The 10,943-nt window shown below is 40.8% G+C and carries 7 protein-coding genes; 3 read left to right on the top strand and 4 right to left on the bottom strand.

Going from position 1 to position 10,943, the window contains the following annotated elements; translation table 11 throughout:
* Positions 1–585: 585 nt before the first annotated feature.
* Genes ACM0OY_RS37930 through ACM0OY_RS37920 form a run of 3 tightly spaced genes read left to right on the top strand, consistent with a single transcriptional unit; the run spans position 586 to position 5,413 of the window.
* A complete protein-coding gene (locus ACM0OY_RS37930) occupies positions 586–1,749 on the top strand; it encodes a sigma-70 family RNA polymerase sigma factor (protein ID WP_414573870.1) in 1,164 nt (387 codons plus the stop codon).
* A gap of 27 nt (positions 1,750–1,776) precedes the next feature.
* A complete protein-coding gene (locus tag ACM0OY_RS37925; RefSeq protein ID WP_414573869.1) occupies positions 1,777–2,958 on the top strand; it encodes a DUF1822 family protein in 1,182 nt (393 codons plus the stop codon).
* 52 nt (positions 2,959–3,010) lie between these two features.
* Positions 3,011–5,413 (top strand): CHASE2 domain-containing protein, encoded by a 2,403-nt coding sequence (locus ACM0OY_RS37920; protein WP_414573868.1) that lies wholly within the window; start codon positions 3,011–3,013, stop codon positions 5,411–5,413.
* A gap of 180 nt (positions 5,414–5,593) precedes the next feature.
* Here ACM0OY_RS37920 and ACM0OY_RS37915 read toward each other — a convergent pair whose 3' ends face one another.
* The 4 genes from ACM0OY_RS37915 to ACM0OY_RS37900 form a co-directional block, all read right to left on the bottom strand.
* Positions 5,594–7,096, bottom strand: coding sequence for an HlyD family efflux transporter periplasmic adaptor subunit (locus ACM0OY_RS37915; protein ID WP_414573867.1), 1,503 nt, complete (start codon positions 7,094–7,096; stop codon positions 5,594–5,596).
* A gap of 38 nt (positions 7,097–7,134) precedes the next feature.
* Complete coding sequence (locus ACM0OY_RS37910; RefSeq protein ID WP_414573866.1) at positions 7,135–9,333, bottom strand: peptidase domain-containing ABC transporter; 2,199 nt, start codon at positions 9,331–9,333, stop codon at positions 7,135–7,137.
* Between the two features lie 252 nt (positions 9,334–9,585).
* Positions 9,586–9,945, bottom strand: coding sequence for a hypothetical protein (locus ACM0OY_RS37905; RefSeq protein ID WP_414573865.1), 360 nt, complete (start codon positions 9,943–9,945; stop codon positions 9,586–9,588).
* 454 nt (positions 9,946–10,399) lie between these two features.
* A complete protein-coding gene (locus tag ACM0OY_RS37900; protein ID WP_414573864.1) occupies positions 10,400–10,762 on the bottom strand; it encodes a beta/gamma crystallin-related protein in 363 nt (120 codons plus the stop codon).
* Positions 10,763–10,943 lie beyond the last annotated feature (181 nt).

Genomic DNA, 10,943 nt, shown 5'->3' with positions numbered 1-10,943 from the left:
TAAAAATGCACAAAGCGAGCAGTATTGGGAATAGTAATACTTTTACCTCCTGCCTGCTGCCTCCTGCCTTCTGCCTCCTGCTATAAAACTCTAGTAATCAGAGGTGACACAACAGGTGTCTGTTTTGCTGTTATACCTGGAAACGCTCAGTTGGACTTAAAAGCCTTGGCGCGGATTTAAAGAAACCGCAAAGTTGAGACAGTTGCCCTGAAGGAAGTTTAGCCACTAACAGGATACATCCGTGACGGTGTGACAGCTTTAGCTAGTAAAAAAGATTATCCAATTTATTTTGATGAAACGGCAACCCTTTTTGAGCAGATTACTGTTTCTGGTGGAATGTCCAGAAATTGAGTGGGATTATTAGTCGCTACCCTATGTAGGATATCATCTTATCGTTAGGTGATAAGTAGGTATGCGTGGATATTTATCCTTGAGACAAGGCAGCTATGCCAAAGGTAAGAGACTTTTAGGCGTTTTAGTTTTATTTACATAGTTATTTTTATTTGTACCCACCTACTTATTTGCTTCAGTTCCGTCAGTTTATATTTTTAATTGCTCATGCTTCCCCGCCAAGAAATTACGGATATGTTTTCAACATTCGTACAGATGGAAAAAGGCAGATTTAGCAAATGGTTGACCGATCCGAAACTGTATAGAAATATTCTAAATCACTTAGAGCATTCGTCATTAGCACTTAAATCAGAAAACTTTTGGGCGCTTTACTGGCAGAAGCAGTGGCGTTTTGGCTGCAATAATCTTGCCAGAATGCATTTGTTAGCTTATTTACAAGAACCTTGTTATTGGGCGGCTTCAAAAACAGTTGCTAAATTTTTTACTCTCAACCAATACCTGCTCGCTGATTACTTCCAAATGGCGATCGCAGAAGTCGAAACAATTCTTAAAGACTTCAACCCAGAAAAATCTTCTAGCTTAAAAGCTTATGCCATCATGGCAATGCCCAGTCGGCTGAAAGATATTTTACGTCAACGTAAGGAAGCTGATATTTGCACCAATTGGGCGTTGTTACGCAAAGTGAGCAAAAAGCTGCTTAGTGAAGCTCTTCGTGAAGCTGGATTATCACAAAGTGCAATTGCTCAATATCATTTAGCTTGGACTTGTTTCAAAGAACTTTACATCCAAAACCAACCAGGAAATACCAGTCAGTTACCAGAACCGAATCGCCAACTATGGGAAGCTATTGCCAACCTCTACAACCACCAACGCCAAAGCCAAATTACTCAACCTACTGAGCAACGCAACGCACAGACAATTGAACAATGGTTAAAGCAAACAGCTCTCTACGTGCGTGCTTATCTATTTCCACCTGTGAAATCTCTAAATGCTTTCAAGCAAAATGATGACACGACAGTAACGTTTGATTTGCCAGACCCATCCTCTGACTCACCAATGGCTGATATGATAGCCGAAGAGGATGTCCAAAATCGACAAAACCAAATATCTCAGATGTCTGGTGTATTGTTAAAAGCTTTACAGAGTCTAGATGTACAATCCCAAGAAGTACTTAAGCTTTACTACAAACAGGGACTGACTCAGCAGCAGATCGTACAACAGTTGCAGATGAGTCAGCCTACGGTGTCTCGCAAACTGGTTAAAGGTAGAGAATCAATACTTGCAGCACTGATTAAGTGGAGCCAGGATTTGAATATTTCTGTTAATTCCAACCAAATTAAAGATATGAGTCTTGCTTTGGAAGAATGGTTGAGAAACCAGTATGGTGGTACAACATAAAACCTTAATTTTCACAAGGTAGTAAAAATGACTTGTGCGTTTGCAGATCCAAGAGAATGGTTATTAGAAATATCACCAATAATTCAGGCGCAATCCTGGCAGCAAAGCCAGGTTTATGCCACGTCTAGTAGTCGCTGGTGCGCTTACATAAATCAAATTTGTCTCCATGCCTTCTTGGATTGGATCTCAACTGAAGATTTTCCAAAAGCGAGTGTTTGGTACAGTTTCCCCGGTACTTTAGCTTTTTGGGAATTTGTCAATGGCACAGTAATTTTGTTAGAGGGAAGGCGAGTCGCGTTAATCCCCAGTGAAGCCATTGACGATCGCGACTTAGAAGTCTCTCAGGAATGGGTAGATATTCCTAGTTGGGCAGCAGACTACTATTTAGCAGTGCAAGTCAAACCGGATGGCGAGTGGGTACGAATTTGGGGTTACACAACCCATAAAGAACTAAAATCTCTGGCTCACTATGACTCAGTGGATAGGACTTATTGTATGGATGCACGGCATTTGACAAAAGACCTCAATGCTTTCTCTTTGAGCTACCAATTTTGCAGAACAGAAGAGATGAAAGCGGCTGTAGCTCCATTACCACAATTATCTACCGAGCAAGCAGAAAATCTGGTGCAACAGTTAGGCAATGCCTCTTTTCGTTTCTCTAGATTGGCAGTACCATTTGTAACTTGGGGAGCGCTAATAGAAAATGAGCAGTGGCGGCAGCGCTTGTACCAACAACGGCAGCAGCCACAATCATCGCAAGTGCGAGTGAATCTAAGTCGTTGGCTAGAAGGTATATACGACAATGCTTGGGAAGCAATAGAAACATTTTTGCAGTCAGGTTCCAGTAGTCTAGCTTTTAATTTCAGGAGTAGCTCTGGATTAAGTGTTGGTAGTATCAAACGAGCCAAGCTGATTGATTTGGGAATGGAAATAGAGTCTCAAAAAGTGGTGCTGTTAGTTGCCTTCATACCAGAGGATAGCCAACAAGTTAGTATTCGTGTGCAACTACATCCTGCTAATGGAGAATATCTACCTGTTAATATCAAGTTAGCGTTGGTTTTAGAGTCAGAGGAAATTATTCAGGAAGTGCAAGCAAGAGAACAAGATAACTACATACAATTGAAAGGCTTTGATGGAGAAATAGGAGAATGTTTTAGCATCCAAATTACTTTTGATAGTCACCAGATAAGAGAAAATTTCGTTATTTAGTCACTAGTCATTGGTCATTGGTCATTAAATAAGGACAAACAACAAAAAACAAATGAGTCAGCTAGTCATCTTCAGCTTGTTGGGAGGAGACTTAAATAAAGGATTTCCTGTTGTCACGGCTCAACTTTGGCACAATAACCAATTATTTAAAATAACAGGGAGTCTACCAGCAATACCAGAACTTTCCGAACTCTACAGCAGATGGAAGTTACTCTACGAAGCTATCCATCAACGTTTGGGCAACAATCAACGTATAAAAGTGCATTCACAAGATATTACCAATATTTCTGTGAACGATTTCGATGAAGTGTGTCATCAGTTACAAATACATATCAATGCTTGGTTAAAATCTGAATCCTTCCAAAATATTGAACGACAGTTAAGAACTGTACTCAGTCGAGATGATGAAATTAGAGTTATTTTTGAAACAAATATAGCTTTACTGCATCGGTTACCGTGGCATCTGTGGAATTTTTTTGAGGATTACCCGAAAGCCGAATTAGCTTTGAGTAATCATGAATATGCATCTCCTCAAGTTGTGCAAAAATCTACCACAGTTCAAGTCAAGATTCTAGCAATTCTTGGTAACAGTTTCGGTATTGATATTGATAAAGACCGTTCTTGGTTGCAAAGTTTAACAGATACTCAAACTACGTTTCTTGTCGAACCTACACGAAAAGAACTTGATGAGCAGCTGTGGAATCAGTATTGGGATATTCTATTTTTTGCCGGACATAGTGCTAGTATTGCAGGTGGAGAAATAGGGGAAATTTACATTAATCAAAGCGAAAGTTTAACAATTTCTCAATTTAAAAATGCACTTAAGACAGCAATTACACACGGTTTAAAACTAGCAATTTTCAATTCCTGTGATGGCATTGGTTTGGCACGAAATTTGGCTGATTTGAACATTCCCCAAATGATTGTGATGCGCGAAGGGGTGTCAGATTTAGTCGCACAGGAGTTTTTGAAAAACTTTCTTGTCGCTTTTACAGAGAATAAACCATTTTATCTGGCTGTGCGAGAAGCGCGAGAGCGACTTCAAGGGTTGGAGAATAACTTCCCTTGTGCTAGTTGGTTGCCAGTGATTTGCCAAAATCCTACAACTGTTCCTACAACTTGGCAAGAACTGCGCGGTGGTTTGGGTGACACTGAGACTCGCAACGAAGTTTCGACTCAAAGCACAATTTCAATTGCAAAGACCAAAAGCACAATTGCAACTCGAAAGTGCAGACTTGGGACTGTACTGCTGATTACTGCTATTGTGACTCTTTCAACGATAGGTTTGAGATACTTGAGGGTTTTTGAGAAGGCTGAACTGCAAACTTTTGACCAAATCTTCGTCCTGCGACCAAAGGAAGATTTAGATCCAAGATTGCTCGTTGTTGAAGTTACTGAAAAAGATATTCAATCCCGACAAGAGACGACCACAGGAGTGAAATCTATTTCGGATAGTACGTTAGCTCAATTACTCAACAAATTACAAAAGTATCAACCGCGAGTCATTGGACTGGATATTTATAGAGATTTTGCTGACCCCCCAAATGAATCAAAACCAATACAACTCCCCACTGAACTGAGCAAAGAAAATGTGGTAGTTGTCTGTAAAGGCAGAGATCGTAAACACGACCCCCAAGGTGTTAAACCACCTCTTGAAGTCCCTATAGAACGTCAGGGTTTTACTGATGCAATTCAAGATCCAGATGGTATCGTTCGTCGCCAAATTATGATGATGGCACAAGAGCCTTCGTCTGTTTGTACAACGCCTTACTCGCTCTCGTTACAATTAGCTGCTCGTTATTTATCTTACGAAAATATTCAACCTAATTTAAATGAAAATTATATACAATTTGGTTCTAAAGTATTTAAACGTTTAAAGCCTGGTCGGAGTGGTGGCTATCAACAAAGAGTTGATTTAGGTGGAATTCAAATACTTGTCAACTACCGTAATGCAGATTATCAAAGAGTTTCTTTAGCAGATGTACTAAATGATAAAGTTAACTATACTTTTTTAAAAAATAAGGTTGTTCTCATAGGAGTGACAGCTAACACTATCAGCGATACTTGGTCAACTCCATACTCAGCTGCACAGCAACCTTACCAGGAAATACCAGGCATATTTATACAAGCGCAAATGGTCAGCCAAATTTTGAGTGCAGTTTTAGACAAACGTCCAATTCTTGGGGTTTTGCCTTTTTGGTGCGACATTCTCTGGATATGGGGATGGTCGAGTGTGTCTGGATTGATTGTTTGGCACGTGCGTCATTCACTACTCAATAAGGGATGCGCTATATTTGCGATCGCTATCATTTTATATGGAGCTTGTGCGATCGCTCTTTTAAAACAAGGGTTATGGTTGCCATTTATTCCTTCTGCCTTTGCTGTGGTTGCAAGCGGTGTTGTTGTAGTGTTGATTCAACGCCGTCAGGAATTTTTCACAATTTCATATCCATAATAAAAGAACCCCACCCCCAACCCCTCCCCACTTGCGGGGAGGGGAGACAAAGCATAGCTTTGGCGGGGTGGGGTTCTTCGAGTTTAATAAGCAATCAAGCGGACATGATTTCATAACCCTTAGTTGAATAAAATTTTCCTTTACAACTGAAAAATAACGTCAATTTGGCGATTGACGATCTCAAAAATCCGTCATTAATTTTGCTTTGCGGAGTACAAATTGCAGTACAGTTTCTTCGTGGGTAATAATATCAACTTTGCCATCCATACCCAACTGAATTTGACATTTCTTTGTACTGCGACCTAAAGCAAGTTTCTCTGGTTCAATTGTGACTTCGTAAAAAGCACCTACAGCAGTTGCTTTTGGAATAGAGTTCGTATCAGCATCTGCATCGTTTTTTTGCGACCTAACAGCATCCGGGGAAATCGCTTTGACAACGCCATTGAGAGTACCGTAATCAGGATAAGGACAAGCACTAACTCGCATTTGCACCTTTTGACCGACTTTTATCTTACCTTTTTCCTCAGAACCGATAGCTGCTTTGATAACTAAAGGTGCATGACTAGGAACAATTTGGACAACTTCCTCTCCAGCCCGGAGAGTTTGACCGGGGTTTCTCAAATTGAGCTTGGAAATAATCCCGTCTGCTGTAGCGGTAATAGTAGTTTGCTTCAGGTCAATTTCAGCTTGCTTGAATTCGTTAGTATCGCGCTCTAATTGTTTTTCCGTTTCAATTTTCTGTTTTATAAGTGCTTGAAGTTCTCTTTCTAACGATGCTTTATTCACTTCGCCAGAGGCTTTTTCTTGAGCAATGCGTTCAGTCGCCATTGCTACCTCTGCATTGCTTGGGTTGAGAACTGCTTGAGCGCGATCGCGTTTCGCAATAGCCCCATTAACAGCTTGTTTTAGCCGTTCATTTGTTTTTTCTTGGGCTTTATAAGTGGCTTTTTGCGCCTGTACAGCTTGTTGTTGCTGTTTGACAGCCAGCTGTACTTCTTCTAATTGATCGCGGGATAATGCCCCTTGTTTAGCAACACTTTCATATCGGTTCTGCTTTGATGTCGCTGCTCCTAAAGCCGCCTCAGTTGCGTGGAGATTAGCTAATGCTGATTGTAACTGTGCTTGCCCTGCATATAATTCTTCTTGAGCCATTTTGACATTGGCTGATGCTTCTTGGAGTTCAGTGATACTGGTAATTTTTTTGTCTTGATGATCGCGATCGCGTCCCTGCAATTCAGCTTTAGCAGAGGCGATAGTCCGATTGGTGCGATCGCTCTCGGCTCGAATTTGACTATCGATTGCATTTATTTGGGGAACGGTTTGAATTAGTTGTAACCTAGCTTGTTGAATATTGGTTTGCAGCTGGTTTTTTTTGGTTTGCAATCGAGAGTCATCAATAGTAGCAATTGTATCTCCTTTTTGCAGTGTTTGATTTTCTTTGACGTAAATCTGCATTACCTGTCCTTCTGTCGCCGCCTGCACAATTGGCAATTCACCCGCAGGACGGACAACCGCTTGTCCACTCACCGTAACTTTATATTTAGCAACCGCAGCCACAGGAACAGCTAACGACAAGGCAAACACGATAAATAGTCCGCCAAATGTAGTCCAACGACTAATTGGTGGGAGAAATTCATTGTTTTGAACTAAGGGTAAAAAATTTGTTTGAGACTTACTAATCATAAGTTATAAATATCTCTAAAATGTCTAATAAGCATTAATTAATTCCGAAAAACTAAAGAAGATTTCAATCCATTATCATTATTAGAAGAATAAATCTCATCAAGAAAGCTTAAATGCTCTCCAGGGACATGACGTAATTCTTCTGGAGTTCCTTGAATTTTTAAGCGCCCATCTTCAAGCAATACAATCCAATCAGCCCGTTTGATAACTTGAGGACGGTGGCTAATCATAATTGTGGTTTTACCTTGACGCTGTTCAATTAATCTATCTAAAACTTGAGTTTCACTTACTGGGTCAAGAGCGCCTGTAGATTCGTCTAAAATTAATACAGGTGGGTCAGTCACAATTGCTCTAGCTATAGCTAATCTCTGCCTTTGTCCGCCAGAAATATTTGCACCAAATTCGCCTAAAACAGTTTGATATTTATCAGGTAATTTGCTAATAAATTCATCTGCACCAGCAATTTTACAAGCTTTGACTATCTGCTCAAAATTAATGTTGGGATAACTGAAGTGAAAATTTCCTACAATCGAACGACTCCAAAAATGAGGTTCTTGAGGAACTAATACGACTTGCTGCCGCAAACATTCTAAAGATAAATCTTGCTGGTTATATATGCCATAACGGATATTACCAGATTGAACGTGATATAAACCAGTAATTAATTTGCCAAGAGAGCTTTTACCACAACCAGATTGACCGATTAAGGCTATTACTTTACCACCAGGAATAGTTAAAGAAAAATTTTCTAACAGGTCAGTTCTACCAGGATGATGGAAGTTAATTTGAGAACAACTAATATCTGCATTGCCAGAAATTTCTGCCCAAGGTTTTTTAAAGTCATTTTCATCTTCTGGGGTAGAATCTATCACTTCTGTCAAGCGTTGAACGACAATTTGAGCAGTGATAAATTCATCAATTAGCCCGACTGCTGACTCTAAAAATTCAAGAAAGCTACCACTCATACCGCTGTACGCCAGCAGTTGACCGATGGATAATGTCTGATTAATCACCAAGCTAGAACCTAACCAGAGTATGCTAATACTCGTTAATTTGGAAAGGATACTAGTGACTGTGCCACTGTAAAGCTCCAACTTCATCGTAGTCCAGTCTAAGTTAGCAAGGCGACCAAAATTTGTTTGATATTCTTGCCAAGCTTGAGGAGTGGCTTGGGTGGTTTTAAGCACTTGAACGCCGCGAAAGGTTTCGACTAAAAAGCCTTGATTTTCCGTACCTTTAACGATGAGGCTGCGAGTTTTTTGGCGCAAGGCGGGAAGAAAAAGCAGGTTTACAAGAGTGACAATAACAAAAGCGGCAACGGAAGCCAGAGTCAATTGCCAACTATAGAAAAGCATGAAACCCAAGGAAACCAGAGCCACAAAAAATTGACTGGGTAAACCAAGGACAATTTGGGAAACTAGATTATTGATGGTATGAACATCTGCAATCCGACTAACGACTTCCCCACTGCGACGGGCTTCAAAATATGATAGGGGTAAGCGCAACAGTTTTCGGCCGTATTCTAAAATTAGCCCGTATTGCAACCGTTGACCAAAATGACCAATCAGGTGAGATTGTACCAAACCAATGGTACTTTGAATTAGGTTCATGGCAATGACGCCAATTGCCACTGTTGTTAGCAGTTGGGTATCTCCCCGCACTAGCACATCATCGGTGAGGAGTTGCATCATTAAAGGAGAAGCGAGGGACAACAGCCCGATCGCAAAGTTGATAGCGATCGCCTGAACCAAAAGATTGCGATAGGGCATAACGCGGGCAATAAAGCGCCCAAAACCGCCAATTTTATCTTCCCCTTGCTCATAGAAGCGGCTATCGTCTGGCATCAGCAGCAGCATCACACCATCACTCCAACCCGCGATTAACTCCTGGGAGGTGAGGTACAAGATGCCTACGCCAGGGTCAGAGATGACATATTTTTTCCCCTTTTTTCCGTATAACACTACCCAGTGGTAGCCTTTCCAGTGAACGATCGCTGGTAAGGGGACTTCATTTAATTTCTCAAGCAGTTCTGGGGTAGCTTGAACTTGACGGGCATGGAATCCCAGGGTTTCTGCTCCCCGCCTTAAACCTAATAGTGTAGTTCCTCGCATTCCCGTGCCCACTGCTTCTCGCACGCGATTGAGGGCAAAGGTGCGTCCGTAGTATTTGGCGATCGTGGCTAGGCTTGCTGCACCACAATCTTCTTCACTGTGTTGCAATATACTGTGGTATTTCATTGTTTAAAAAATCAGTAACAGCCGCAGTTAACAAGGGGTGGACGAGTCCGTTTCCTATTTGATAACTGTTAACACCGTTTACGTTTATTTATGCTATTTTGATATGAATGAAAAAGTAGGAGCGAAAACGACTCCGCCCCTACGAACTTGGAGAGAAGAATGTTACTCAGCTAAAAAGTTATGTGAGAGCATTCTTTTCTCTTTGAGGTTTTGAAGGATTCGAGTACACGGTATGAAATAGACCAGAGCTGATTATGCAAGTTTGACAGACGCAATGTTGTTGTTAAAAGGACCAGTGAAGTTACCTTTTGTACCTGCTTTCAAACGCCTTGATTGACCTGTGAAATTCGGACCAGTGTACACAATCCAATCTCTTCTACCCGTTACCTCGTACCAAGATGCTTTATTGTTAAAGCTGCCTAAACTACGTCGTGCGTTTGCGATATTATTTAGCCGCACTCCTTCACCATCCTTCTTATCGGAAAAGTCTAAGACACCACCACTAATAGTGGCAGCGGCTTCATAGGAAAGGTCTTGCACAGCTTCGATGCTATAGAGGTTTTTGATTTGCTTGTTGTTCATATCTACTCCGTGCTTATTGATGTTAGACATTGTTTTTTCCCTGAGTTTTAGACTGGGTTTTTAACTGAAGGTAAGCTTGTTTTCTTCCTTCTAATTGTTAATTGGTAGCAGTGAGATTGGTTTATTCACGGCTGAGAATCAGAGGTTTTTTTAGGACTAACTCCGGAGACGGAAAATCAAGGGTCTAGACCAGGGTGTAGGGTGTGAGTAAGCAAAACCCTTATCCCCACACCCTTACACCCACTCTCAACAATCAATCTGAGTGCGTAAGTCCTGTTTTTAACTTTGCCTTCTGATTGTTAATTGGATAATGGGTGCAAAAACTCTTACTCCACCTGTGGCATCTCTGTTGCAAATTAGAGAGGGGATAAGGGAAGCTTTAACAGAGGCAAGAAATAGTAAAATAGCCTTAGAAATGGATGAATACTCTGAGGGTATTTACTATCTAAGCAAAGTTCCTAAAACGGATGCACAGAAGTCAAATCTATGATATGCGTTTGATAGAACTAATTGAATTGTTTACTCCTCTAGAAAGTCTAGGGTATCGTCCTGGTCCCAAAGTTACAGACGGACCTCTAAAGTTTGCATTTTTATAAAACCTCCATCTTTCATTCCCTGTAATAACAATAGATGAGGTTACGTCGTTGAAACCGTTATTAGCTAGGTTGGCATCACTGTTAGAAAACGTTATACCTCTTCCCTGAAAGTTAGCATCCTGGAATATATTTACCCTACCTCCACTACAAGTAGCAGCAAGCTCATCGTTAAGTTCTTTTACTGCGCTGAAGCTCAATTCTGTTAAAGTTTTATTGTTCATATCTACTCCGTAGTTGTTGATGTTAGACATTAGACATCTCCGAAATTTCAAGTTTGAATTTGAACTGAAGGCGATCGCTGGTTTGCATTACCTTCTGATTCTTAATTGGTAGCAGTGAGATAATTTTATTCACGGCTGGGAATCAGAGGTTTTTTAGCATTACCTTCTGATTCTTAATTGGTAGCAGTGAGATAATTTTATTCACGGCTGG

It is taken from the genome of Nostoc sp. CCY 9925, from assembly GCF_963920935.1.
In the GTDB taxonomy this organism is placed as follows: Bacteria; Cyanobacteriota; Cyanobacteriia; order Cyanobacteriales; family Nostocaceae; genus Nostoc.
The sequence above is the reverse complement of the archived record's forward strand: the minus strand, read 5'-3'. Positions and strand labels throughout refer to the sequence as shown.